This window comes from Pseudomonas sp. PH1b (assembly GCF_000633395.1).
In the GTDB taxonomy this organism is placed as follows: Bacteria; Pseudomonadota; Gammaproteobacteria; order Pseudomonadales; family Pseudomonadaceae; genus Aquipseudomonas.
Map to the genome: position 1 here is coordinate 623,612 of NZ_AYMU01000002.1, position 25,523 is coordinate 649,134.

Below are 25,523 nucleotides of genomic sequence, written 5' to 3' on the forward strand. Positions count from 1 at the left end.
CGGGAGATCTTCGGATCTGCCGGGTGTCCTTGCAGACTCGGTCTTGCACACCTGCGTACGGCTGCCACCCTATTCGTGTGCAAGCGAACGGTGTCGGCTCCTTTTATCTGTAAGGAGTTTGACCATGAAAAAGATCGTCCCTGATCCACCCACTTCCTATCGCGACCCTGAACTGAAAGCCGCCAACGCCACCCTGCGCGTGACCTTGGCCCAGCAACCGGTCGATCCGGCTCTGTTCCAGCGCAACACCCAAGCCAACCCTGTCTCCCCCGACTCCCTGTTCAGCGTGCGCCCCGGCATCAACGCCGAAGAAGCCCTGGTGCATGTGGCGCTGCTGCTCAAATGCGCCGAGGAGGTCTGCGATGAAACCACCCAGCAGGGCAGCGGTATCGAGCGCGGGCTGATCTGGTCCATGGTGCATTCGGTGGAGATGGCCCGGGCGGTGGTCGAGGCCTTGCTCGACGGCCCGCGCGAGCCTTGAGTCCGGGCATTTCCTGATACGTTTTTGTCGGTCGGGTCCGATTGACTGAACCGTTTTAGCGGCACAGTCTGTCGGACCTTTTTCGTTTTCCTCAGGAGACACTCGATGCCTTTCGCAACCCTCGACGGACAAACGCTGCACTACCTCGACCAGGGCCAGGGCCCGGTGGTGCTCCTGGCTGGCAGTTATCTGTGGGACACCGGCATGTGGGCGCCGCAGATCGAAGCGTTGTCGGCCCGGTATCGAGTGATTGCCGTGGACTTGTGGGGGCATGGCCAGTCAGGGGCGCTGCCTGATGGCACTGCGTCGCTGGATGATGTAGCGCGGCAGATGCTGGCCTTGCTCGATCACTTGCAGATCGAGCGGGTAACCCTGGTGGGCCTGTCGGTGGGCGGCATGTGGGGCGCGCGCCTGGCCCTGGCGGCGCCGCAGCGGATCGATGGCCTGGTGCTGATGGACACCTACCTGGGCGCCGAGCCGGAGCCGACCCGGCAGTACTATTTCTCGCTGTTCCAGCAGATCGAAGACAGCGGCCTGATTGCCGAGCCGCTACTGGATATCGTGGTGCCGATCTTCTTTCGCCCGGGCATCGATCGGCAGTCCGCGTTGTTCCAGGATTTTCGCGCCAGCCTCGCGGCACTGCCGGCCGAGCGTCTGCGCCAGAGCGTGATTCCCATGGGGCGCATCACCTTCAGCCGGGCGGACGTACTGGATCAGTTGGCGCATTTGGATGCACGCAACACCTTGCTGCTGTGCGGCGACCAGGATAAGCCGCGGCCGCCGGCGGAAACCATCGAGATGGCCGAACGCATCGGCTGCCCTTACCAACTGGTGCCCGAGGCCGGGCATATTTCCAGCTTGGAGAATCCGGAATTCGTGACCCGGGCCTTGTTGGCGTTTTTACAGCGCAATGGCTGATGCCTGATCCCTGCACCGCATGAACCGGCGTTGTAGAGGCTGGCTTTGTAGGAGCTGGCTTGCCAGCGAAGGCGCCCGCGAGCCAGGTGCTCGTCGCAAGAACGCTTTCGCCGGCAAGCCGGCTCCTACAGGAATGGCGAGGTGTTTACCTGCTGTCGTAGGAGCTGGCTTGCCAGCGAAGGGGCCCGTAAGCCAGGTGCTCGTCGCAAAAACGCTGTCGCCGGCAAGCCGGCTCCTACAGGAATGGCGAGGGGTTCACCTGCTGTTGTAGGAGCTGGCTTGCCAGCGAAGGGGCCCGTAAGCCAGGTGCTCGTCGCAAGAACGTCTTCGCCGGCAAGCCGGCTCCTACAGGACGGGCGAGGGGTTCACCTGCTGTTGTAGGAGCTGGCTTGCCAGCGAAGGGGCCCGCAAGCCAGGCGCTTGTCGCAAGAGCGTCTTCGCCGGCAAGCCGGCTCCTACAGGGGGGGTTATTTCGGGCCGAGGATCTGGGTCAGTTTGCCCGGGGCCGGGGCGCCTTGCTGCTGTTGCAACTCGCCCTTGTCGTCGAGGTAGAAGATCGCCGGGGTCGCCGACAGCTCCAGCTCTTCCATCAATTTCATGTTGGCGTCGAGCTTGGCCTGCACCGCCGCGGGAATGCTGGCCAGGGGCTTCAAGGCGCTGCCCTTGCCGGCCTTTTCATGATCTTCCAGGGCTTTCTGCGGGTCCTTGGCGGCCAGCAGGGCGGCGGATTTGCCCGGGCTGTCTTCGCGGATGATGCCCACCATGATGTGCCGCAGCTGCACTTTGCCGGCCTTGACCCAGGGCCGCGCCTGTTGCCAGAACATGTTGCAGTAGGGGCAGTTGGGGTCGCTGAACAGGTAGACGATGCGCGGAGCATCGGCCTTGCCGTCGGCAATCCAGTTGCTCTTGTCCAGGTTGCCCCAGACTTCCTTGGCCATGGGCGCGTACACCAGCTTCTGCAGCGGTTCGGCGCTCAGGTCCTTGCCGTCGGCGTCGTACAGGTTGCCCAGCAGCACGTGCTTGCCGTCTGGCGTCAGGTACAGGGTCATGCCGCGGTTCTGGTACTGCGCGGCGTAGCCCTTGAGGCCGTCGGGGGCGTCGAAGCTGCCGATGATCTTGGCGCCTTTCTCTTCGATCTTGCGGATCGGCGCGGGCAGTTCCTCGGCCTGCAGCAGCGGGGCGTTGAGTAACGCCGCGCCCAGGGACAGGCTCAGCAGATGGCGGATGAAGGGCATGGCGGTTTCCTTGAGGGGGCGACCGGAGTCGGGTGGATGCCGTCGAAACTTTCCAGGGCTCGGGCCAGGCTGGCCTCGGACAATTCGCCGAGATGGCTGCCCAGCAGGCGGCCGTCGGCGCTGTAGAACAGCGTAGTCGGCAGGGCCATGGAGCCCACGGCCTTGCCCAGGCGGCCACTGCCGTCGAACAGCACGTTGTTCAGGTTCAGGTCCTGGGTGGCCAGAAAGGTGCTGACGCTCTGCATGCTTTCGGCTTGGTTGACGAACAGGAAGGTCAGGTCCGGGCGCTGTTGCTGGGCTCTTTCCAGCACCGGCATTTCGCGCCGGCACGGTGGGCACCAGGTGGCCCAGAGGTTGATCACCAGGGGGCCGCCCTGGTAGTCGGTGAGTTGCACGGTGTCGCCGGCGGCGTTGCGCAGGGCCACTTCCGGCAGACGGGTGCCCTGGTCGTAGAGGGTCAGGGACAGGGTCGCCAGCAGCCAGAAGGCCAGGCCGCTGGCCACCCCGGCGCCCAGCGGGCGGCGCAGGGACGGGCGCTTCCAGCCCCAGGCCAGGGCTGCCAGGAGCATCAGGATCACCCCCGGCCAGGCCAGGAAGCCGCCGTCGCGCAGGTCGATGATCATCCATGGGTCGTGCTGGTAGTGCTTCCAGTAGGCGAGGACGAAGCTGACCCGGGCGGCGAGCATGCCCAGCAGGAACAGCATGAACAGCACCGACTCGGGGTTGTCACCGCCGCGCTTGGCCACACGCCAACCCACCAGGGTGGCCAGGGCCAGGGCACTGATCAGCAACAGGTGGTTGAGGGCGATGGCAAAGGTGCCGATGGTAAAGGTCAGCATCAACGGGCTTCCCGGGTCTGGTTCCAGCGTTGCAGGAAGACGTTGGCATCCACTTCGCCGGTGATGCGCTGGCTACGGCGCTCGCTGCCGTCGGGGCCGATCCACAGCATGCTCGGTGGCCCCGGCACTTGGTAGCGGCTCAGGAGCTCGCGGCCGTCGGCGTTGTCCAGGGTTACATCCAGGCGCAGCAGGCGCACATTCTGCAGGGCCTCCAGGACCTGGGGCTGGCCGAACACGGTTTTCTCCATGATCTTGCAGGACACGCACCAGTCGGCGTAGTAGTCCAGCAGCACCCACTGGCCCTGGGCCTGGGCGCTGTCCAGGGCGCTTTGCAGGTCGGCGGGGGACTTCACGGTGGTAAAGGCATCATGGGCCGTGACGTTACTGGCCACTGCGCCACCCGTGTAGACCTTGAGTGGTCGCGAAGGGTCGTCGCTGCCCCCGGCAGCGCCCAGCAGCAGCATGCTGCCCCAGACGCCGAACAGCAGTGCGCTGGCACCGAACAGGTGCAGGAAGCGGCCGGTAATTACCCGTTGTTGCCAGGTGCAGTAGGCCAGTGCCAGGGTCAGGGCACCCCACAAACCCATCCACTGGCCGGCGCTCAGTACCGGGCGCAGCATGTAGATGGCGGTGCCGAGGAACAGGAAGCCGAACACCCCCTTGAGCAGGTTCATCCACGGCCCGGGCTTGGGCAGGAAGCGGTTGCCCACCGTCACCAGCAACAGCAGCGGCAGGCCGATGCCCAGGCCCAGGGCGAACAGCGCCAGGCCGCCGAACAGGGCATTGCCGGTTTGGGCGATGTACAGCAGGCCGCCGGCCAGGGGCGCGGTCATGCACGGGCCCACCAGCAAGGCGGACAGGGCGCCGAGGGCCCCGCAGCCAATCAGGCTGCCGCCCTGGCGCTGGCGGCTGGCGCCTTCCAGGCGGTCGCGCAGCAGGGCCGGCATTTGCAGTTCGAAGAAGCCGAACATCGGCAGCGACAGCAGCACGAACAGCGCGGCGAAGCTGCCCAGCACCCAGGGCTGTTGCAGCCAGGCCTGCAGGTTGCTGCCCAGCAGGGCGGCGATTACCCCCATGCCGGCATACACCAGGGCCATGCACAGCACATAGCTTGAGGCCAGGGCGAAACCACGGCGCGGGCCGGCGCCGCTGCCCACCACCATGCCGGCGAGGATCGGCAGCATGGGCAGGGAGCAGGGGGCGAAGGCCAGCAGCAGGCCGAAGCCGAAGAAGGCCAGCAGGCCCAGGCCCCAGGATTTCTGTTGCAGGTCATTGGCCAGCAACTGGTCCTGGGCCGAGCCCGTGCTGGTGGCTGCGGCATTGCCGGCGGCGCTGGCCGCGATTGCCGGCGCGCCGCCCAAGTCCACTTCCAGGGTTTGCGGCGGGTAGCACAGACCGGCGTCGGCGCAGCCCTGCCAGCCGAGCTTGATCTTGCCGCTGGCGGCCGCCGGCAGCTTCACTTCCAGGCCCTGGCGATACACCGTCTGCTGGCCGAAGAACTCGTCGCTGTGGTCTTCACCGGCCGGCAGGGTGGGTTGCAGTTCGGGGGGCACGCCATCGAACTTCAGGCGCTTCTGGTACAGGTAATAGCCGTCGGCGATCTGCCAGAACAGCTGGGTTTCCCCCGAAGGCAGGCGCTCGGAGGTGAAGGCAAAGGCCTTGCCCACCGGCAGGAAGTCGGGCTTGACCTCGAACGGGTTGTTGCCGGCGTGCGCCAGGGTGGTGAACAGCATGAACAGAACAATGAACAATCGACGCATGGCCAAGCCTTAAACCGGTGCAAGTGACGAGCACAATGGCGGGTCCTGATTAACCGATGATTAACCCTACTTGGCTTGTGGCCAGTGAGCGGCAGGCATAATGTCCGCTTAATCCGCTGCCGGCTTAATCAACGCCTTTGTTACAGGACCGACCATGCACGTACTTGTCTGTGAAGATGATGAGCTGATTGCCAGCGGGATAGTCGCCGGCCTCACGGCCCAGGGCCTGACGGTCGAGCACGTGGCCACCGCTTCGGCGGCGCGGGCCATGCTCGGCGTGGCCGATTTCGACGTGATGGTACTGGATCTTGGCCTGCCGGATGAAGACGGTTTGAAACTGCTCAAGCAGCAGCGCCAGCAGGGGCTGGAGATTCCGGTGCTGATCCTCACCGCCCGCGACTCGGTGACCGACCGGGTCGACGGCCTGCAGGCCGGTGCCGACGATTACCTGCTCAAGCCCTTTGACCTGCGGGAACTGGCGGCGCGGTTGCACACGCTGTTGCGTCGGGTCGCCGGGCGCAGCGTCAACCTGATCGAGCATGGGCGCCTGACCTATGACCCGAGCACCCGGGAAACCCTGCTCGGCGGCCAGCCGGTGGATCTGTCCCGGCGCGAGCAATCCCTGCTCCAGGCCCTGCTGCACAACCGTGGCCGAGTGCTGTCCAGCGAGCAACTGAAGGACAGCGTCTACGGTTTCAACGATGAGCTGGAAAGCAACGCGCTGAATGTGCACATCCACCACCTGCGGCGCAAACTCGGCAACGGCATCGTCGAAACCGTGCGCGGCCTGGGCTATCGCCTGGGCCCGGCGGATGGCGAGGAGACCCCGTAAGTGAGGAGCCTGCGCCTGCGCCTGAGCATGACCCTCGGCGCCGCCTTCATCCTGATCTGGGCCCTGGCTGCGGCCTGGATGCTCAGTGATCTGCGCAACCAGATGATGTTTTCCCTGGACCAGCGCCTGGTGGCTTCGGCGCGCATGGTGGCCGGCCTGTTGGAACAGATGCCGACGCTGCCGTCCCACGCCCCGGGTAATCAGATCAATAGCGCGGCCCTGACCATTCCCGGGGGCATGGCCTGCCAGGTCAGCTCCTTGCGCGGGCAGATCCTGGCCCGCAGCCACAGCACCCCGGAACACACCCTGGAAGCAGAGAAACTGGGCTTTCACGACCAGATGATCGATGGCGCACCCTGGCGCACCTTCACCCTGGTGCGCGGTGACTTGCGCATCACCACCGCCGACCGTCAGGTGGAGCGCGAGGCCCTGAACATGTCGGTGCTGCTCGCCGCTTCGGTGCCGGTGGGCGTGGCCCTGCTGGGTTGCCTGTGGCTGCTGTGGCTGGGCATTGGCCAGAGCCTGGCGCCGCTCAATCGCATTCGCGATGCGCTGATGCGCCGTAGCGCCGACTCCCTGGAACCGCTGCAGGTCCAGCCGATGCCCAGCGAGTTGCGGCCGCTGCTGGAAACCCAGAACCAGCTGTTCCAGCGCATCGCCAAGACCATCGAGCGCGAACGGCGCTTGACCGGCGATGCCGCCCACGAACTGCGCAGCCCGCTGACCGCGATCAAGACCCACCTGCAAGTGGCGCGCATGACCGAAGGCGCGGCCCGGGACCAGGCCCTGGCCCGGGCCGAAGAGGGCGCCGATCGCATGCACCGGACCCTGGAGCAGTTGCTGCTGCTGGCCCGGGTCGAGGGCAGCCTGTCGTTCGATGACGGTGTGCATTGCAACGCCGAGCAGGTGGCACGCCTGGCGATTCAGGACGCTGCCGTGGGGGCCCGGGCCCGGGTCAGGCTGCACCTGGAAGGCAAGGCCGGCGAAGCCCCGGTGGAAATGCCCTCGACCCTGGCCATTGCTGCCTTGCGCAACCTGCTGGACAACGCCCTGCGGCATACCCCGGACGAATGCCCGGTGGAGTTGAACCTGGAGAGGGTCGGTGGCCGTGTGCGCTTCCAGGTGCGTGACCACGGCACGGGGATTGCCGCCGAAGACCTGCAACACCTGACCCAGCGCTTCTGGCGTGACAGCCAGAGCAGCGGCTGCGGCCTGGGCCTGGCGATTGTCCAGGCCATCGTCCAGCGTTGCGGCTGCGACCTGCATTTCGACAGCCGCCCCGATGGCCTGCGCGTCGAGTTGACCCTGCCTGCCCAGCGCGCCTGACCCATCACCGGCCCCTGTAGGAGCTGGCTTGCCAGCGAAGGGGCCTGAACGATCGCCTTCGCCAGCAAGCTGGCTCCTACAGGGGCGATATGTGCAATTTCCCTGACCCTGGGTGTAAATCCCGACCGCGCTGGTGCGTTTCCAGAACAGGAAAACCTGTCAGTGCGCACCTTGCTTCGGCTGCGCATCCGGCCGGTGGCCGTTTTGCTTAAATTGCAGCGTGAGGGTTCGAGACATGTCAGCCGTTACCAGCCTTATGGAAGATCAGCCGGTGGGGGTGGCCCCTGCATCGGCGGAGCCCCTTTACCAGTTCGACGAGTCGCCCCTGCTGGCCCGTCAGAGCCGCCAGGAATCCAATGCCCGCAGCTACCCGCGACGTATTCCCCTGGCCCTGAAACGGGCCAGCGGCATCCACGTCGAGGACGTCGAGGGCCGGCGCTTCATCGATTGCCTGGCCGGCGCCGGGACCCTGGCCCTGGGCCACAACCACCCGGTGGTGATTGCCGCGATCCAGCAGGTGCTGGCCGATGAGTTGCCACTGCTGACCCTGGACCTGACCACCCCGGTCAAGGACCAGTTCGTCCAGGACCTGTTCGGCCTGTTGCCCGAGGCCCTGGCCGCCGAGGCCAAGATCCAGTTCTGCGGCCCCACCGGCACCGACGCCGTGGAAGCGGCGCTGAAGCTGGTGCGCACCGCCACCGGGCGCAGCACCGTGCTGTCGTTCCAAGGCGGTTACCACGGCATGAGCCAGGGCGCCTTGAGCCTGATGGGCAGCCTGGGGCCCAAGCGCGCCCTGGCCGGGCTGCTCAACAATGGCGTGCAGTTCCTGCCCTTTCCCTACGACTACCGCTGCCCGTTCGGGCTCGGCGGTGCCGAAGGGGTCAAGGTCAACCTGCACTACCTGGAAAACTTGCTCAACGACCCGGAAGCCGGGGTGGCCCTGCCGGCGGCGGTGATCGTCGAGGCGGTGCAGGGCGAGGGCGGAGTGATTCCGGCGGACCTGGAGTGGCTGCAAGGGCTGCGGCGCATCACTGAAAAAGCCGGTGTGGCGCTGATCGTCGATGAGATCCAGAGCGGTTTTGGTCGTACCGGCAAGATGTTCGCCTTCGAGCACGCCGGGATCATTCCCGATGTGGTGGTGATGTCCAAGGCCATTGGCGGCAGCCTGCCACTGGCGGTGATGGTCTATCGCGACTGGCTCGACACCTGGCAGCCGGGGGCCCACGCCGGCACCTTCCGCGGCAATCAGATGGCCATGGCCACCGGTTCTGCGGTGATGCGCTACCTCAAGGAGCACCGGCTGCCCGAGCACGCGTTGGCCATGGGCGAGCGCTTGCGCGAACACCTGCTGATCCTGCAGCGCGACTTCCCGCAACTGGGGGATGTCCGTGGCCGCGGCCTGATGCTCGGCGTGGAACTGGTGGACCCGGCCGGCGCGCCGGATGCCCAGGGCCACCCACCGCAGCATGCGCGCCTGGCGCCGTTGGTGCAGCGCGAATGCCTCAAGCGCGGGCTGATCCTCGAACTGGGCGGGCGCCACGGCAGCGTGGTGCGTTTCCTGCCGCCGCTGGTGATCACGGCCGCGCAGATCGATCAGGTGGCGGAGATCTTCAGCAAGGCGGTCGCGGCGGCGGTGGCCGGCCTGTAATTTTTCGCGGCCCTGCTTCGTTCCTTCTACACAACCGCCGCGCCTGGGGCGCGGCGTCCCTTATCAGCGATGGAGACAAGCAATGACTTCAGTATTCGACCGTGAGGACATCCTGTTCCAGGTGGTGGTCAACCATGAAGAGCAATACTCGATCTGGCCCGACTACAAGGCCGTGCCCCAAGGCTGGCGCACCGTGGGCAAGAGCGGCTTCAAGAAGGACTGCCTGGCCTATATCGAAGAAGTCTGGACCGACATGCGTCCGCTGAGCCTGCGCCAGAAGATGGACTCGCAGGCAGTGGCCGGCTGATCCTCGATCCGGGCACACAAAAGCCCGCTGAACCCTGGTGTTCAGCGGGCTTTTTCATGTCTCGTGCCTAGGTCCTGCGCTTGACGGCCTGCAGGGTGTAGCTCAGCGGCAGGCGCCACGGCGCTTCCTTGAGCCGCCATTCGCCGTGTTCATCCATTTCCATCTGCCCGGGCAGGGCCTCCCAGGGCAGGCTCTGGTGCTCCACCAGCCCGGTGATCTCCAGGCCCTGGGCCAGCAGGGCGCTGATGATTTCACCCAGGCCGTGGTTCCATTCGTGGGTCACCGTGGCCTTGAGGGGGCTGTCGGTGTCCACGTAGGTGTTTTCGTCATCCCAGACCAGGGGCTCGCTGTGTTCGAAGTAGGGATACTCGACCCGCAGCGAGTCCTGGTGATCTTCATTGAGGGCCCAGAGCATCGGGTGTCCCTCGCGGATGAACAGTCGGCCGCCGGGCTTGAGCAGGGTGCCGACGGTGCGTGCCCAGCGCTCGATGCTCGGCAGCCAGCACAGGGCACCGATGCCGGTGTAGACCAGATCGAAGCTGCCCTGGGGCAGGACCTCGGCGGCCAGGAACACGTCGGACTCGTGGTAGTCGATAGGCGTCTTGCAGCGTTGAGCCAGGGCCCGGGCCTCGGCCAGGGACGCCGGGGAGAAGTCCACGCCGCTCATCTGCGCGCCGAGGCGAGCCAGGGACAGGGTGTCGGTGCCGATATGGCATTGCAGATGCACCCCGCGCAGGCCGCGGATATCCCCCAGCAGGGGGCGGTCGAACTGCACCACATCGGAAAGATAGTCGCCGTCGTCGACAAAGCGTTGCACCGCATAATCCGCCGAGGCGGCGTGCAGGGGCGCGCGTTCGTCCCAGTTGGTCTTGTTGAGTTTCAGGTAGTTGCTCATGGCGTGGATTTCCTGTCTGGGCATGTTTGCGAAGCGCAGACTAGCACCGGGAAATGCGCACAATCTTGAGGGAATATGTAAGCGCTGCCGCCACCGAACGGGCGGCAGCGGCGACAGGGGGCGGGCTCAGCTTTTCGGGGCCAGGGCCTGGGTGACTTTCTGCAGGTTGCCTTCCAGTTCACTCAGCGGGTCGGCACTGTCGGTTTGCAGTACCAGCAATTGGCTGCCGCCGGCGCTGACCGCGGCTTTCAGGGCATCGGACGGCTGGCGATGGTGCAGGACAATGGCCACGTCATTGTCCTTGAGCCGGGCTTGCAGTTTCTGCAGTGCTTCGGGCGTCCATTGGTTGTCGGCGCGGGCGTCGACTTCCACCAGCTCCAGGTTCAAGCCGCTGACCAGGTAGCCAAAGTGCTCGGAGAGGCTCAGCACGCTGAGGTTGTCGGCCTCGGCCAGGCGCGCCTCGCTGTCGGCGTTGAGTTTCAGCAAGCGTTGTTTGAGCCCCGCCAGGTTGCTCTCGATCTGTGGCTTGGCTTCGGGGGCCAGGCGCGCAAGGTCCGCGGCCAGCACGTCGGCCATGCGCCCCAGGTTGTTGCTGGACAGCCAGGGCTGGGCATTCAGCCCGTCGCTCTTGCCCGGTTGCAGGGCCACCCCGGCCAGGGCGCCGTCCACCGGGCGCGCGGCGTCGATCTCGACGATGCGGATATTGCTGCGCCGGGCGTTGGGGTACAGCGGGTCGTCCGGCCAGATCGAGCGCAGGCCGATCACTGCGTCGGCATTCAGCGCCAGCTTGCTCAGGGCCGGGGCACCGCGCCCGGTGAAGTAGGCGGTCTGTCGCGAGCCCGGCAGGTTGGCCGGGGCTGCCCGTTCCAGCTGGACGTCGGTGCCCTGCAGCAGGATCTGCCCCAGGCCGAAGGTCACCGGCAACGAAGCCAGCACCGTCAGTGGTTTGCTAGAGGTGGCGCTGTGCAGCGCGGTATTGCCCATGCCGTGGTTGGCGACCACGCGCATCGGTTCGAAGTGGTCGCGCTCGGCCAGTGCCGGAGTGCTGATCAGGCCGCCGAGGGCCAGGGCCAGGGTCAGGCGACGCAGTGACAGGTGAGGCAATGAACTGTGCATTTATCCGATATTCCCTTTCAGGCTGGGGACCGTGCCACGGGCGATGGCGGCCAGGGCGAAGGCCACGCCGGCTACCAGGATGATCGCGGCGCCGGAGGGCACCGGCAGGTCGAAGACGATGGGCAGCAAGATGCCGCACAGGGTGCTGGCGGTGGCAATGCTCACCGAGATCCAGAAAAAGCCCTTGAGCGACTGGCTCAGCAGGCGCGCCGCTGCTGCCGGGATCACCAGCAGGGCGCCCACCAGGATGGCGCCGATGACCTTGACCGCGGCCACGGTGATCAGGGTCACCAGGATCACGAACAGGTAGTCCAGGGACTTCACCGCCACCCCGCGCACTGCCGCCAGTTGCGGGTTGAAGCTGGCCAGCATGATGCGGTTGTACAGCGGCAGGCTCAGGCCCAGCACCAGGGCGCCGACGATCAGCAGCACCAGGAGGTCGTTGCCGTTGACCGTGAGCACCGAACCGAACAGCACGTTCTCCAGGATGTGCACGTTGATCTTGCCGGCGAGGATCAGCAGCAGGCTGGCGCCCAGGGCCAGGGACACCGAGAGGAACACCCCGATCAGGGTGTCCGGAGCCAGGCCGGTACGGTTGCGCAGGTAGTTGAGGAGGATGCCGAACAGCAGGCAGTAGCCGAACAGGCTGCCGTAGGGGCCGGTGTAGGGTTCCCCCAGGAGAATGCCGATGGCCACCCCGGTCAGCGCCGCGTGGCCCACCGCCTCGGAGAAGAAGGCGAAGCGCTTGACCACCACCAGGGTGCCCAGGCCGCCGAGCACCGGGCCGATCAGCAGGCCGGCCAGCAGGGCGTTGACCACGAACCCGTAGGCCAGGGCTTCGGGCAGGTAGCCGGAAGAGGCCCAGCCCTGGACCATCAGGCGAAAAGCTTCATAACTCATCAGGCAGCACTCCCGCTGGCTGGGGCGGCGGCGCGCGGGTGGGTGGAGAACAGGCTCAGCAGGCGTTCCGGGGTCAGGGTCTGCGCCGCGGGGCCGTCGAACAGCACCCGGCGGTTGAGCCCGGTGACCCGGTCGGCCAGGCGGCCTACGGCCTCCAGGTCGTGCTCGATCCACAGCAGGGTGATGCCGCTCTGGCGCCAGTCGTGGAGCAGGCGCTCGAAGACATGGATCCCGGCCTCGTCGAGGGCCGACATCGGCTCGTCGAGCACCAGCAACTGCGGGGCCGGAATCAGCCCCTGGGCCAGCAGCACCCGCTGGCGTTCACCACCGGACAGGGCGCCCATGCGCCGCTTGCGCTTGTCCTGCATGCCGACCCGCTCCAGGGCCTCGCCAATGGCCTTGGCGTAGTGCCGGCTGAGGCCGAGGAAGGCCGGGCGGCGCTGGCACATGGCGGCCATGAAGTCGTCCACGGTCATGGGCAGGCCGCGGTCGAACTCCAGGGCCTGGGGCACGTAGCCGATGGTGCCCGGGGTGTCCGGCCATTGCAGGCGCAGCTGGCCCTGGTGCGGCATCTGCCCCAGCAGGGTCTTGATCAGCGAGCTCTTGCCGCCACCGTTGGGGCCCACCAGGGCGTGCACGCTGCCGGGCTGCACCTGGAACTGCACCCGGTCGAGAATGGTGGTGCGGCCCAGGGTCAGGCTGACCTGGTCGAACTCGATCGCCGGGCCCCGCAGCAGGGTTTCAAGAGCGGTCATGCCCCGGACTCCTGGATGGCCCGGACCACGGTGTCGAGGTTGCCTTTCATTTCCTTCTCGTACTTGTCGGCGCTGTAGTCGCCGTAGGAGATGTGCGACAGCGGGTAGAGCTTGACCCCGGACTCGCGCTGGATGGTCTCGACGTAGGTGGAGGGGAAGTCCATCTCGGAGAAGATCACCTTGACGTCCAGTTCACGCAGCTGGTCGATGGTCTTCTTCAGTTGGCTGGGGCTGGGCTCGATGCCGTGGGCCGGTTCCACCACCGCGGTCACTTGCAGGCCGAATTCGCGCAGCAGGTAGTCGTAGGCGGCGTGCACCGTGGCCACTCGCAGGTCGGCGTTGGGTGCCTGGGTCAGCTTGGCCAGGGCGTCGGCGCGCATCTGCCGCAGGCGCTTGCCGTAGGCGCGGGCGTTCTGGGTGTAGGCCTTGGCGTTGGCCGGGTCCATCTTGCCCAGCTCCCGGGCGATGTTGTTGACCTGGGCGATGGAGGCGCTGATGGACAGGAAGGTGTGCGGGTTGACCACCTTGCCGGCACCGCGGGCGGCGACGCCGGTGGCGGCCAGCAGCGGTACGTTCTGGTTGGCTTCGATCACCGGGATGTCCGGGCGCTCGCTGGCGGCGATCATGCGGTCGGCGAAGTCATCGTGGCCCACGCCGTTGAGTACGATCACGTCCAGGCTGCCGATGCGCTTGATGTCTTCGGCCCGGGGCTCGTAGGCGTGGGGGTTGAAGCCGGCCGGAATCAGCGGCACCACCTCGGCCTTGTCACCGACGATATTCGCCACGTAGCTGTAGTAGGGGTGCAGGGTGATGCCGATGCGCAGGCGCTTGGCTGGGTCGGCGCTGGCCAGGGGGCTGAGCATCAGGGCCAGCAGGCTGACCAGCAGCACCCGCAGGAAGGGGCGGCGTTGAGATGAAATAGGCATGGGCAAGCGGTCTTCTCTCGGGTGAATGCGAATGATCAGTGGCGATGCTGGCGGGTGACTCCGGCATCGAATTGCGCCACCACCTGCTGCCAGCCGGCGGCGATCAGTGGCGCGTCGCTCAGGTCGGCGGGCAGGGACGCGGAGGGGTTGCGGTTGAGCCAGATGTTGGCCTGGGAGTCATCCTTGGCGTCGATGCGCATCAGAAAGGAACCGGCCACCTGCGGGTTCTGGCTCAGGCCCAGGTAGGCCTGGTCCTGCAATTGCCAGACATGGCCGCCACGGCTCACCGAACTGGCGTCCTGGGCGAAGGGGGCGAAGCCTTCTGCGGCCAGCGCCTCGGGCGTTGGCAGGCTCTGGCTTTCGGCGCGCAGCAGGAGGATTTCGTCGAGGGTCACCCGCAGGTCGGCATAGATCCCTTGCTCGCCGGCGCTGAGGTCGCGGCGGGCGTCCAACTGGTGGCTGGCGATGCTGCCGGTCTCGGTTTTTTCGCCGCGCCACAGCACCACAGTGGCGGCCACACTCAGAATCAGCGCGCACAACAGCAGCACATAGAGGGTTTCGTGGCCGGCACCGGCGGGGCGCACGACCTGGGTGGTGGCTGCTTTCATGGGGCCTCGATATCCGCTTGGTCGATTTCCACCACGTGGCCGGGGCCGGCGTCGAACAGCACGTAGAACTCGGCGGAGGGCTTCTTGAAGGTCAGGGTCGAGTCGTCGCCGAGCTTGCCCGGCACCAGGATGGTTTCGTCATAGCCGATCACGTCCAGGGTTACCCCCGGCGCGCCGCTGCCATCGGAGAAACCGCCGGTGCAGCGGATCTGCTCGGCGTCGATGGCCTTGCATTCGCACATCGGGTTGTGGGCCAGGGCACTGGTGCTCAGACCGGCCCCCAGCACCAGCAGGACACTGGCACCCAGGTGCCGCAGGCGAAGCGTGGATACTGCGCGGATCATCATTTGCCTCCTTGTTTTTCGAGCCAGGCCACGGTGGCCGGAGAGGCCTGGCTCAGGGGAATGGCGGCCTGGTGCAGGCTGCCGTCCCAGCCTTCCATGGTGATCCACAGTTCGGCGTCGGCCCGGGTCTTTTCCGGGATCGGCAGGCTGGCGCCCATGCGGTACGGGCTGCCGAAGAAGATCACCCCGGCGGCCCGCAGGCTGCGCGGCTTGCCGATGCGCAGGTAGGTGGCCTTGACCGGGTCGGCGCAGGCCTGGCACAGGGCGGCGTTGAAGCTTTTCATGTAGCCGGCGGGACCGTCGCGGCGCGGTGCTTCGTTGCGCATTTCCGCCAGGCGCAGGCTCCAGGGGCCGACCTGGACTTCACCGATCTCCCGTTCGCCAAGGCCGCTGTCGCCGCGAAAAAGCGCGGTGTCGGCAAAGTACTTGGGCATGAACCCCAGGGGGATCAGCAACAGCAGGATGTTCAGGTGGAAGCGCCATTTGTGCCAGAGCCGGCTCAGGCCCGAGGTCGGGGTTGCGGTGCTGGTCTGGCTCACGAATGACTCTCCGAGGTTTCGATGCTCATGGCCGGCGCGGGCGCCGTTGCAGGTTTGCCGACGGGGCGCTGGCGGGTAGCCTTTTCCTCGCGCTTCAGGGCGTTGGCGGTGGCCAGGGCAGTGCGCTTGGTCCAGATCAGCAGGCCGCTGAGGACCATCATGCTGAGAATCAGGCCGAAGCAGAACCAGATCAGCTTGACCCAGATGCCGCCAAAGTCACCGGTGTGCAGCGGGCGCATGGATTCGGTGACGAACTCCAGGGGAGTGCGGTCGCTGAGCAGGTGCGAGGTGTCCAGGGAGCCGGTATAGGGGTTGATGTTGGCGGTCTGGTACATCAATGGATACCAGCCGCGGCCACCGACATAGAGGTGGCTGTAGGCGTTGCTGGGCAGGCTGACGAAGCTGATGTCGAAGCCGGGGATCTTCTGCGTGGCGATGTCGATGGCCTGGTTCAGGGCGATCATCGGCGCCGGGCTGCCGTCGGCGGTGGTCGGTACCTGTTCCCGGGCAATCACCGGGACTATGGGCTCGCTGGAGATGCTGATGTGGTTGTCGGCGAGGATCGCCTGGATCAGGAACCAGGTGCCGGTGATGGAAATCACCGCGATGAACCAGATCGACCAGATGCCGCTGAGGCGGTGAAAGTCGCCCCAGAAGATCCGCGCGCCATGACGCAGCCGCAGGGTCGGCTTGAGGAAGCCTTTCCAGAACTTCTTGTAGACCACCAGCCCGGTGACCAGCGAGGCCAGCATCGGCAGCCCGAGGATGGCCACCAGGTACCAGCCCCAGCTGTAGCCGTTGGTGAAGGGCACCAGCCACCAGCCGTGCAGGGCACGGGTGAAGGCCTGGAAGTTGAAGTCCGGGCTGGTGCCCTGGATCGCCCCGGTGTACGGGTTGACGTACAGCGTCGGAGAGCGGCCGTCGGGGCGGCTGACGCTGACGCTCAGGGCGAAGTGGCTTTCGTCCGGGGTGACGATGGTGTCCACCCGGGTCAGGGGTTCGGCGCGCTGGATGGCCTGGACGACCTGGTCGTAGTTCAGCGGCTGGGCATCATCCGAGGGTTTGCTGGCGCGGATATCCGGGTTGGCCAGCCACACGATTTCCTGGCTGACCACCGCCAGGGTGCCCGTCACGCAGACGATCAGCACAAAGAACCAGATGGGCAATGCCAGCCAGCTGTGCACCAGAAACCAGATTTTTGAACGGGACTTCTTCGACATTGAATGGGCGTCTTGATTCGAGGGGTGGAGCGGCACTGGAACCTCAGACCGAGGCCCGGGCTAAAAACGCCCGGGCATAGGCTTGGCCAACGCGGCCTGCTGCATCTAATTAAGACGAATGAGAATCGTAAATCCCGAAAGGCGATATGAAAGTAAATGTTTCCAAGCTGTAAAAGCTGGATAAAACCGGGTTTCTCGGGGCATGTTCTGGCCCCGCAGGAGCTGGCTTGCCAGCGAAGAGGCCGGCAAACCCGCCTTCGCCGGCAAGCCGGCTCCTACAGGTGCTAGGCGCAAGGCTCAGCCGGCCTGCTGCTGAAACATCTCCCGGGCTCGTCGGCTGATTTCCTCGGTGCTCAGTTCTTCCTTGCGGCTGGCCAGGAACCACACATGCCCGAAAGGATCCCGCAGGCTGCCGCTGCGGTCGCCGTAGAACTGGTCCTTGACCGCCGACACCTCGGTGCCGCCCGCGGCAATCGCCTGGGCAAAGCGGCTGTCGACATCTTCCACATACAGGTGCAGCCCGACTGAAGTCTTGTGGGCTTCCGGGCTGCCCATCGGGGTTTGTTCGCACGGGCTGCCGAGCATGATGGCCGAGCCGCCGATGCGCAGTTCGGCGTGGCCGACGCTGCCGTCGGGCATGTCCAGGCGCATGATCTGCACCGCGTCGAAAGCCTTCTTGTAGAACTCGATGGCCTCGGCGGCGCGCTGGATGCCCAGGTAGGGGGTGACGCCGCTGAAGCCTTCGGGAATGGGGTTGACGCTCATCGGGGTTCTCCTTGCTCTTGTTGTTGGGCGGGGATCGAGCAGGTTTCACTCTATACCCGGGATCCGGGGGCGCTTGAGCGGGCCGACGAGGTGTTGTCCAGGCAACAGCGGCCTGTTGCGGGCCCCTTCGGTGAGCCAGCTGGACCTGGCCTGGGTCTTCGCCAACCACGCCCTTAAAGCCGGGATCGATACCGACAGCGCGTTGATCGTGGAAAGCGCCAGGACCTGTACATCGCATGGCTGGTGGCGCGCCCGGGCAACCGCGACGGCTCGTGGATCCCCTGGCTGGCCAAGACGCGGGATTCGGACGCCGGGGGGGCGTTCATCCTGACCCGCTGCACAGGGCAGATAGCCTCGGGTCATTGAGGCACGTCAGCGCCGACGACGCCCTTGGCTCATGGGCTGGGCGTCGCGGGCGGTGGATCGGTTCAATGGCGTTGTTGCAGGGTCTGCCGCTGAACCTCGCGGTGGTCTTCCAGTTGCACTTCCTTGAGGGGCACGGCGCCCACGGCCAGGGCCTTTTCGATACTCAGGTCGTCTCCCTGGGCGGCCAGCAACTTCTGCAGGCGCTGGAATTCGCCGCACCAAATGGTCTCGATGTCCTGGTCGCGTCCCTGATCGCGCTGGGCGCTGAGGGCCACGGCGCGCACTTGCAGGCGACCATTGTCGGCGTTGCCTCCGACCTCCACGCCATAGCCCGGGGTGGCGCTCTTGCGCAGTACCACTCGGCCGTCCCGGGCCCAGGCGGTGGCCATGCCTTCGCGGACTTCATAGCCCAGGCTGCTCAAGCCTTCGAGCACTGCCTGGCGGCGGGCCAGGGCCGCTCGCTGTTGCAGCTCGCTCTCGATCATCGCGCTGAAACGGGTGATCAACGGCTCCACGGGCGCCATGTTGGCCAGGTTGCAGTGCTCGGCCTCGGCCAGCGATTGAGCGGCGGCATCCCCGAGCAAGGTCGCGGCTTCGCTCGCCAGTTCCTGGAGGCGGGCCAGGCGAGCGCGGCGTTGCTGGCTGTCACGGGTGGCCTGGGCCAACTCCAGCACCAGGCTGTCCAGCAGCAGGTTGCGCTGCTGGGTGCGAGTCTCGGCATCGATCTGGCGCAACTTGAGCAGGTAGGGTTCGGCGCTGGCCCGCTGGTCCAGGGTCAGCAACTGGGCAATGTGCTGCTCGATGCGCTCCAGCCGCGGTTCGGCCTGTTCATGGGCTGCCCGCCATTGCGCCAGGGACTGGGGCGCGGGATCTTCCTGCAGGCGCTGGGCCAGTTGCAGCTGGGCCTGGCTCAGGCCCGGTTGTTCGGTGGCGGCGCTGAGGCTGGCGAAACCCTGGGCGAGGATTGACTCGACCGCCTCAGTGGATTGGCCGTCGGCGATTTCCTGCAACTGCTGCCGCAACTGGGGGCTGATCGGCCTTGCCTCCAGGGCGCCCAGCAGGGTCGTGGCATTTTCCCGCTGGCGCCGGGCCAGTTGCCGCTGTTGCGTGGCCTGTTGGACTGCTCGGGTTTCCCGCTGCTGCAGGTCGTCCTTGAGAAACTCGATTTCGATCGGCACCTGGCGCTGCAACTCCTGCAGGCGATCGGCGTCGATCAGGCTGCGCAATTGCTCGAAGCGAGCCTGGGTCGCCGCCTGTTCCTCTGCGCTCAGTTGCCCCAGGCGCTGGCCCTGTTGTTCCCAGCGGGCAATCGCCTGTTCCAGGCGCCGCAGATGGCCGGCGCAGATCTCGAGGATTTCTTCGCGGGTAACGATACGCACCACTTTCGGGCCGCTCATGGGGTGTTCTCCGTGTCCAGCAGCGCTTGGGGTTGAGTCGCCGGCTCGGCACTGGTAGCCGGGCTCAGGGCTCGCTCGATGACCGCTTGCAGGCGGCTGCGCTCGGCTTCGCCGTCCTGGTACCAACCCTGGGACGAGACCCGGTGCAGGTGCGGGATGGCCCGGCCCAGCACCGACGGCCGCCAGATTTCCCGGGAGCGGGCGCGGGCCAGCAGGCCGTGGCGCGGGGTGTCGCATTCGATGCCCAGGGCATAGAGCCCGGTGTCGGGGTGCTCGATGGCAAAATCCAGGCCGAAGGCATCGCCTTCGTTGGCGCTGACCGGGTTCCAGCCCAGGGAGCGGATAAAGGCCGCCACCGCCTCGGTGAAGCCATCGCTGTGGGCGGTGTGCTGGGCACGCAGGTCCTGGCGCTCGGTGACCAGGCGCCCGAGCAGTTGCTGGCCGCTGCCGAACTCTCCGGCGGACAGGGCACGGGCGTACTCCAGGTAGCCTTGCAGGTAGTCCCGCGGGCTGGCGGGCGGGCGTTGGGTGGTGAGCATGTCGGAGATGTCGGCGATCGGCATCGAGGTGATCATCACCACCTTGCGCCGGGCGCGGGTCACCGCCACGTTGAGCCGGCGCTCGCCACCGGTTTGCCCCAGCACCCCGAAGTTGCGCCGGAAGCTGCCCTGGCTGTTGCGGCCGAAGGTCGAGGAAAACACGATGATGTCGCGCTCGTCGCCCTGGACGTTCTCGACGTTCTTGACGAACACCGACATGTCTTCGCCATCCTCGCTGCGCTCGCGCTCCTGGCTGTAGGCGGCGCGGAACACAGGGTCCTGCTCGGCACGCAGTTCCAGGCGTTCCTCGATCAGGTCGGCCTGCTTGCGGTTGAAGGTCACCACCCCCACTGACGGTCGCTCGGCGTACGGCGTCTGCCAGAGCCCGGCCAGGTAGTCCACCACCCGTTCGGCCTCGTCGGGGTTGATCTGTTGCTGGTAGACGCCGTCCACGCGGATCAGCTCCAGGGGCTTGATGGCGAGGATATTGGCCTGGGGATGACGCACCGGAATGCTCAGGCGGTTGCCATAGAACGAAGCGTTGGAAAAACCGATCAGCTCGCGGTAGGCCGAGCGGTAGTGGATCTGCAAGGTGGTGGCGGGCAAGGCGCTGCGGGCCAGTTGCAACAGGTCCGGGCAGTCCTTGATTTCCCGGCGGTTCCAGGTGTCTTCGAAGGCTTCGCGCTGTTCCTCGTCGGCCTCGGCATCCGGTTGTTCACCGTCGAACAGCTCGGCCTCGTCGCTTTCCACCCGGCTGGAGAAAAACGCCGTGGGCGGCATTTGCTTCTCGTCGCCGCTGACCACGGTGATCCGGCCCCGGTACAGGGTGGGCAAGGCGAACTCCACCGGCATCTGCGAGGCCTCGTCGTAGATCACGATGTCGAACAACCCGGGCTTGAGCGGCAACACCCGGCTGGCCACGTCCGGGTTCATCAGCCACACCGGCCGCAGGCTCATCAGCCCCAGGCCCGCGCCCATCTCCATGAATTCCCGCAGCCTTCGCGAACGGCGCCCGGTCAGGCGGGTGACGTCTTCCCACTGCTTGCGGGTGCCCAGGCGCGCCAGGTCGATGCCTTCGCTGAGCAGTTGACGGTTGAGGGCGCGCATCTGGGTGTCGGCCTGTGCCAGGCTGCTGATCTTCGCCGCGGTTTCGTTCTGTTCCAGCATCAGTTCCGGGCGCTGCTGCTCCATCTGGCGTTTCCAGCCCAGGCGCGCTTCGCGGTTGAGCATGCGCCGGACCGTCCCTTCCAGCTGCTCGGCAGGGATCGTATCCAGGGTGTTCTGGTAGTCCCGCAGCACCGCCAGCAGGTCCAGGTCTGCGGCCGACAACTGGCTGGCGCGCGCGCGGAAGGCCTGGTAGGCCGGCAGGCTCGGCAAGGCCTCGCGCAGTGGCTCGAGGGTCGGCTGATTGCCCTGGTTGAGGTCCACCCGTTGCTGCAGTTGGTCCAGCAGGTCCGGTTGCAGCCATGGGCTCAGGCGTTGCAGGGCGTTGCGGCTGTCCTGGCGCACGCTGTGGCGGATAAAGGCCGCGTCGTAACCGGCCAGCAGGCTGTCCAGGGACTGGCGTTCACCGCTCAGCGCCACGGCGTCCACCTGTTCGACCCGGGGCGCTTCGGCCAGGGCCAGGGCCAGGGCGCGGATCTCCTCCAGTTGGCCAAGGTCCTGGCGTACCTGGGGCAGCAGCCCGGGGCCGCAGTCATCGGCCACGGCCTCCAGGGCCAATGGCTGATGCAGCTGTTGCAACTGGCTGCGCAATGGCCGCCATTGGCTTTCCAGCAGGGCCGCCGCGAGCAGTGCGGGCAGGCCCGATGGCTCGGCGGCCTGGCCCTGTTCGGCGAGAAACCCCAGCAACTGGCGCTGGCGCAGCAGCCGCAAGGGGTTGAGGCGAGCCAGCCAGGAGCGGGCCTGGATCACCTTGCGGGCCCGCTGCTGCAGGGTGCGCAACTGGGAAGCGCTCAAACGGCTCAGGCCAGGGGCCAGGGCCTGTTGATGAACCGTCGTATCGCATGCTTCCAGTTGCTGCTGGAGCGCTTGCAGGGCCTGGATCAGCCCGTTGCCTTCAGCCGCTTGGCCGGGCTGCTGGCGAAACAGCGGCAGCCAGCGCGCCAGTCGCTGGCGGCGCTGGTCGTCCAGGCCCAGCAGGTTGTGCACATGGCGTTCGAGCCAGGCGCGATAAGGCGCGGGGTCGTCGACTTCAAAGCTGGCGGGGTGCGCCTGCAGGGTTTGCAGGCGCCGGGTTTCGCAGTCCAGCAGGCGCTGCAAGCCTTCGCTGAAGGCTTGCAGGGTCGCCGGGTCGGTGGGAAAGGCCTGGAGCCTGGCCAGGGCGCTGTGCTCGTAGCGGGCCGGCAGCCACAGGCGTATCAGCGGCGCGCAGGCTTCCTCCAGGCGGGTCAGGTCGGCGATGTCGAGACCGGCCAGATGCTCGCGCAAGACCGGGACATCCAGGGCCGGCGGGCCCTGTTCCAGGCCGATCAGTTCGCCGATCAACTGGCGATAGCTCAGGCCGCTGTGCTCATCGACCCGATGCAGGCTCTGGTGGAAGCGGTCCAGTTCCCCCTCCAGGGCCTCGATCCGCGCCGCCAGGCGCTCACGCTGACGCAACCAGGGTTGCTCGGGGGCCTCTTCCTTGAACAGGGCTTCGAGTTGCTCACGGACGCTGCGGATCACCGGCTCGCGGTCGCGGTTGATGTCGTTGAGCATCACCACCCGGTTGCCCAGGCCCTCGGCCACTAGGCGCTTGTGCACCACTTCCAGGGCCGCGTGCTTCTGGCAGACGATCAGCAGGCTGCGTTGGCGGCCGATGGCGTCGGCCACCATGTTGACGATGGTCTGGCTCTTGCCGGTGCCCGGAGGCCCCTCCACCAGCAGCCCGGGCGCCTGGCGGGCCTGCAGCACCGCAGCCTCCTGGGACGGGTCGCTGGCAACGGTGAAGAAGCGCTGCAGTTCCGGCACCGCTTGCGGCGCGTCGACACCGGCGCTGTCGCTGCCGGCCTGCAGGCGCAGGGCGGTCTCCAGCCCGGTGCCGCCAGGGGGCAAGGCCTTGAGCTGGCGCAGGTCCTCGCCGATGGCCTGGCCCATGAAGGCAACATGAAACAGCACCCCGGCACAGGCCAGTTGATCCTGGTAGGGCTGCACTTCGGTGGACGCCGCGGGCAGGTTGGCCAGTACCCGGGAACGCGGTGTCGCCAGCATGCCGAAGGCATCCATGACATCGGCGGCCTTGAGGGCCGAACGTCCCAGCACTTCATCGGCGGCCTTGCGCCAGACCTTGGCGGCGTCTATTCCCAGCAGGGTGTCGAGCCCCGGGTTGAGGCGCACTTCCTCGCGCTCGCTGTCGAACACCAGGGCCACTTTGCCCCGGCTGCCGACTTCCAGCACCAGCTTGATCGGCCACAGCAGCAGCGGGGCGATCCGCGTGCGGGTGGTGCCCCGCGGGTCCCGGGTCAGGAGGAAGGGAAACCCCAGGTACAGGCCGTCGATGCCGGTGTCGCGCTTGTACAGCGAGCTCTGCCGGTACAGGCTGTTGAGCCGCAGTTCCAGCTGCGGGTTTTCGCCGAAGCACGCAGGGTCGAGGCTGATGGGCTGGGCGTTGCGTGCGACCAGGTGGTCCAGCAGTGCCGGAGCCGGGCTGCGCTCACTGTGCAGTTCGTGGAGATCGACCCGGGCGGTGGTCTTGCCGATGCTCATGCGCACCAGGGGCCCGCGCAGCACCACGCTGGCGACCTTTTTCTCGAAGAAATCGAGAATCTGCGAAACATAGTGCTGCTTCTGCGGCTCCAGCCATTGCTCGGTGCCAATCGCCAGCAGCACCAGGGCCTTGGCCAGGGGCATGCGCCGCTCCAGGCGGAACTGCTCGGCCCAGTCATCGACAACGGGCACGCCGCAGCGGGCGAAACCGCTGATGCGCTCATCCACTTCCCGGTACAGGGCCGGGCGCGGCAGGCTCAGGAGGTTGCGGGCCGCCACGGGATCGAAGCTCAGGACCACGGCTTCCCGGGCCAGGGTCGCGGCCTCTTCGAGGATCGCGTCCACCGAGCGGAACTGGCCAATGGCGGCGCTGAGCAGCACGATCAGGTCTTCTTCGCTGATGGCGCGGCGGTCGGACAGGGACAAGATGCCGTTGTGCTCGCTGTCGGGCAGCAGGCGCTGGCGCTCTTGCCACTGGGCGGCCAGGCGCGCGCGGGAGCTGGACAGCAGGTAGATGCGCAGCTGGTCTTCATCCAGCTCGATGCCCTGGTGCTGGGCCCGCTGGCGCACCTGCTGCTCCCGCAGCTTGAGCCGGGACAGCCAGTGTTCGGTTTCCAGGCGTTCGAGCAGGTCCGGCGCCGGACCGCTGATCAACCGGTAGCCTTCCAGGGGATGTTCCAGCAACCAGCCGGGGGTGACGATTTCGCCGCGCAGGATCAGCGGCATTTCCGGGTTCAGCAGCTTCAGCGCCAGCATCAGCCGGGTGTCGTCCTCCAGCCCTTCGTGCTGGGCCACCTGGCGCAGACCCGCCAGTTGCCGTGCAGAGGCCCCGGCCTGTTCGGCCCAGGTGACGATCACTCCCCGCAGCAGATGATCCAGGGCCTGGGGCCAGTGTTCGGCCTCGGCCGCCGCCAGGGCGAACAGGCTTGGCCGGCGCAGGCGCCGATTGCCCAGGGCGATGGTCGCGCCTTGGTCGGCGTCCTCCTCGCTGGTGGCCGAACTCGGCGCGCTGGGGCTTTCGCCCTGCAGCCAGGCCTGGACTTGGGGCCATTGCCAGCGTTGGTGCCGGTCACGGGCCAGCAAGCCGCGCAGCAAGAGTTCCTGGCGCGGGTCGAGGTCATCCGGCAGCAGCACGCCGTTGGCCAGGACGTGAATCAGGTAGGCGTTGGCGTTGATCCCGGCAAAGCAGGCGCCCTGGGTCAACTGCTCCAGCAGGATCATCCCCAGGCTCCACCAGTCGGAAGCTGCGGCCACCCCGCCGGCGATGGCTTCCGGGGCCATGTAGCGGCTGGTTTCCAGCGGCGAGACGATGTCCAGGTCGAACTCCGACAGGCGCGCCGAGCCAAAGCCGCTGATCACCAGGTCCAGGGGGTCGCGGCTGCGCACCAGCAGGGTGGCCGGGCGCAGGTCGCGGTGGCGCAATCCGGCCTCGCTGAAGGCATGCAGGGCCTGACCCAGTTCACGGACGATGTGCTGCACCGCGGCCGTGTCATGCAGGACGTTGCCCAGGTCCGCCAGGGTGCCGCCGGTGAGTTCCTCGGCGACTTCAAAGGCGCGCTCGTCCCAGCGCCCGGTGAGGATGATTTGCGGTACATGTTCCCGGGGCAGGCGCTTGAGGGCCTCGTACACCGAGGGGTCGGGTTCGGCGCCGGCCTGATAGAGGGTCAGGACCGCCTGGTGCCCGCTCTCCCGCTGCTCGGCGAGAAAGCGTTCGCGCACGGCGGTGCCGCTGATCTGGCGCAGCAGGCGCCAGCCTTCGATCACTGTCTCGCTGTCGCTGTCACTGTCGCTGGTTGGTGCTTGGGCAACCGCCGGTGCGGGTGGCTGCTCACCGGGGGCCGCCGGATCGGCGCCACACTCCAGGCACATCAGGTCGCCCGCGGCCATGGCGTGACCGTTGGCACAGAGCAATGCCGGTTCGCTGTCCTGCACGGCAGCAGGCTGCTGTTCGAGCACTTCTTGGGTGACCACCGGCTGCGGCCGCCAGCCCTGCGGGTGAATCGCCACCGTGGACAGTTCCCAGCCGCAGGTTCGGTTGTCCACGCGGCCTTCGCAGAAGATTTCGGCCAGGGAGCGTTCGGTCTGGCAATTGGGGCAAAAACGTATCATCGGTAACGGTT

General features: G+C 66.7%; 21 protein-coding genes. 6 read left to right on the forward strand and 15 right to left on the reverse strand.

Annotated elements, in window-relative coordinates; all coding sequences use genetic code 11:
• Window positions 1-124 precede the first annotated feature (124 nt).
• The gene (locus tag U873_RS0105410; RefSeq protein ID WP_025127266.1) at window positions 125-481 is read left to right on the forward strand and encodes a DUF6124 family protein; all 357 of its coding nucleotides are present in this window, start codon (window positions 125-127) and stop codon (window positions 479-481) included.
• 105 nt (window positions 482-586) lie between these two features.
• Entirely contained in the window at window positions 587-1,399 is an 813-nt protein-coding gene (locus U873_RS0105415; protein ID WP_025127267.1) for an alpha/beta fold hydrolase, read from the forward strand.
• A 467-nt stretch (window positions 1,400-1,866) separates the two neighbouring features.
• On the opposite strand, the gene dsbG is transcribed toward U873_RS0105415, so the two are convergent.
• The 3 genes from dsbG to dsbD are packed head-to-tail and all read right to left on the reverse strand — an operon-like array spanning window position 1,867 to window position 5,233.
• Window positions 1,867-2,634, reverse strand: coding sequence for a thiol:disulfide interchange protein DsbG (dsbG, locus tag U873_RS0105420; RefSeq protein WP_025127268.1), 768 nt, complete (start codon window positions 2,632-2,634; stop codon window positions 1,867-1,869).
• Window positions 2,610-3,473: a TlpA disulfide reductase family protein gene (locus U873_RS0105425; protein WP_025127269.1), complete on the reverse strand. Its 864-nt coding sequence runs from the start codon at window positions 3,471-3,473 to the stop codon at window positions 2,610-2,612. The genes dsbG and U873_RS0105425 overlap by 25 nt, the downstream gene beginning before the upstream one ends.
• The gene (dsbD, locus tag U873_RS0105430; protein WP_025127270.1) at window positions 3,473-5,233 is read right to left on the reverse strand and encodes a protein-disulfide reductase DsbD; all 1,761 of its coding nucleotides are present in this window, start codon (window positions 5,231-5,233) and stop codon (window positions 3,473-3,475) included. The genes U873_RS0105425 and dsbD overlap by 1 nt, the downstream gene beginning before the upstream one ends.
• A gap of 154 nt (window positions 5,234-5,387) precedes the next feature.
• Between dsbD and U873_RS0105435 the strand changes: the two genes are divergently transcribed.
• The 4 genes from U873_RS0105435 (at window position 5,388) to U873_RS0105450 (ending at window position 9,346) form a co-directional block, all read left to right on the forward strand.
• Window positions 5,388-6,065 (forward strand): response regulator, encoded by a 678-nt coding sequence (locus U873_RS0105435; protein ID WP_025127271.1) that lies wholly within the window; start codon window positions 5,388-5,390, stop codon window positions 6,063-6,065.
• Window positions 6,066-6,092: 27 nt separating this feature from the next.
• Window positions 6,093-7,391 carry a sensor histidine kinase gene (locus tag U873_RS0105440; RefSeq protein WP_029978155.1) on the forward strand — a complete coding sequence of 433 codons (1,299 nt, stop codon included), beginning with the start codon at window positions 6,093-6,095 and terminating at the stop codon, window positions 7,389-7,391.
• A gap of 235 nt (window positions 7,392-7,626) precedes the next feature.
• Window positions 7,627-9,039, forward strand: a complete 1,413-nt coding sequence (locus U873_RS0105445) for an aspartate aminotransferase family protein (protein WP_025127273.1) — start codon at window positions 7,627-7,629, stop codon at window positions 9,037-9,039.
• A gap of 82 nt (window positions 9,040-9,121) precedes the next feature.
• Window positions 9,122-9,346, forward strand: a complete 225-nt coding sequence (locus U873_RS0105450) for an MbtH family protein (protein WP_025127274.1) — start codon at window positions 9,122-9,124, stop codon at window positions 9,344-9,346.
• Window positions 9,347-9,413: 67 nt separating this feature from the next.
• Here U873_RS0105450 and U873_RS0105455 read toward each other — a convergent pair whose 3' ends face one another.
• The 12 genes from U873_RS0105455 to U873_RS0105510 form a co-directional block, all read right to left on the reverse strand.
• Window positions 9,414-10,241, reverse strand: a complete 828-nt coding sequence (locus U873_RS0105455; RefSeq protein WP_025127275.1) for a bifunctional 2-polyprenyl-6-hydroxyphenol methylase/3-demethylubiquinol 3-O-methyltransferase UbiG — start codon at window positions 10,239-10,241, stop codon at window positions 9,414-9,416.
• A 126-nt stretch (window positions 10,242-10,367) separates the two neighbouring features.
• On the reverse strand, window positions 10,368-11,357 hold the full coding sequence (locus tag U873_RS0105460) for a metal ABC transporter solute-binding protein, Zn/Mn family (RefSeq protein ID WP_025127276.1): 990 nt from the start codon (window positions 11,355-11,357) through the stop codon (window positions 10,368-10,370).
• On the reverse strand, window positions 11,358-12,257 hold the full coding sequence (locus tag U873_RS0105465) for a metal ABC transporter permease (RefSeq protein WP_025127277.1): 900 nt from the start codon (window positions 12,255-12,257) through the stop codon (window positions 11,358-11,360).
• The gene (locus U873_RS0105470; RefSeq protein WP_025127278.1) at window positions 12,257-13,012 is read right to left on the reverse strand and encodes a metal ABC transporter ATP-binding protein; all 756 of its coding nucleotides are present in this window, start codon (window positions 13,010-13,012) and stop codon (window positions 12,257-12,259) included. Before U873_RS0105470 ends, U873_RS0105465 begins: the two co-directional genes overlap by 1 nt.
• Entirely contained in the window at window positions 13,009-13,938 is a 930-nt protein-coding gene (locus U873_RS0105475; protein ID WP_025127279.1) for a metal ABC transporter substrate-binding protein, read from the reverse strand. The genes U873_RS0105470 and U873_RS0105475 overlap by 4 nt, the downstream gene beginning before the upstream one ends.
• A gap of 35 nt (window positions 13,939-13,973) precedes the next feature.
• Window positions 13,974-14,546, reverse strand: a complete 573-nt coding sequence (locus tag U873_RS0105480) for a DUF6162 family protein (RefSeq protein ID WP_025127280.1) — start codon at window positions 14,544-14,546, stop codon at window positions 13,974-13,976.
• Window positions 14,543-14,890 (reverse strand): hypothetical protein, encoded by a 348-nt coding sequence (locus tag U873_RS0105485; RefSeq protein WP_025127281.1) that lies wholly within the window; start codon window positions 14,888-14,890, stop codon window positions 14,543-14,545. Before U873_RS0105485 ends, U873_RS0105480 begins: the two co-directional genes overlap by 4 nt.
• Window positions 14,890-15,429 carry a hypothetical protein gene (locus U873_RS0105490; protein WP_025127282.1) on the reverse strand — a complete coding sequence of 180 codons (540 nt, stop codon included), beginning with the start codon at window positions 15,427-15,429 and terminating at the stop codon, window positions 14,890-14,892. The genes U873_RS0105485 and U873_RS0105490 overlap by 1 nt, the downstream gene beginning before the upstream one ends.
• Window positions 15,426-16,649 carry a PepSY domain-containing protein gene (locus tag U873_RS0105495; protein WP_025127283.1) on the reverse strand — a complete coding sequence of 408 codons (1,224 nt, stop codon included), beginning with the start codon at window positions 16,647-16,649 and terminating at the stop codon, window positions 15,426-15,428. Before U873_RS0105495 ends, U873_RS0105490 begins: the two co-directional genes overlap by 4 nt.
• Before the next feature lie 297 nt (window positions 16,650-16,946).
• Window positions 16,947-17,414, reverse strand: a complete 468-nt coding sequence (locus U873_RS0105500) for a VOC family protein (protein ID WP_025127284.1) — start codon at window positions 17,412-17,414, stop codon at window positions 16,947-16,949.
• Between the two features lie 428 nt (window positions 17,415-17,842).
• A complete protein-coding gene (locus U873_RS0105505; RefSeq protein WP_025127285.1) occupies window positions 17,843-19,177 on the reverse strand; it encodes a hypothetical protein in 1,335 nt (444 codons plus the stop codon).
• On the reverse strand, window positions 19,174-25,512 hold the full coding sequence (locus tag U873_RS0105510; RefSeq protein WP_025127286.1) for an AAA domain-containing protein: 6,339 nt from the start codon (window positions 25,510-25,512) through the stop codon (window positions 19,174-19,176). Before U873_RS0105510 ends, U873_RS0105505 begins: the two co-directional genes overlap by 4 nt.
• Window positions 25,513-25,523: the final 11 nt, after the last annotated feature.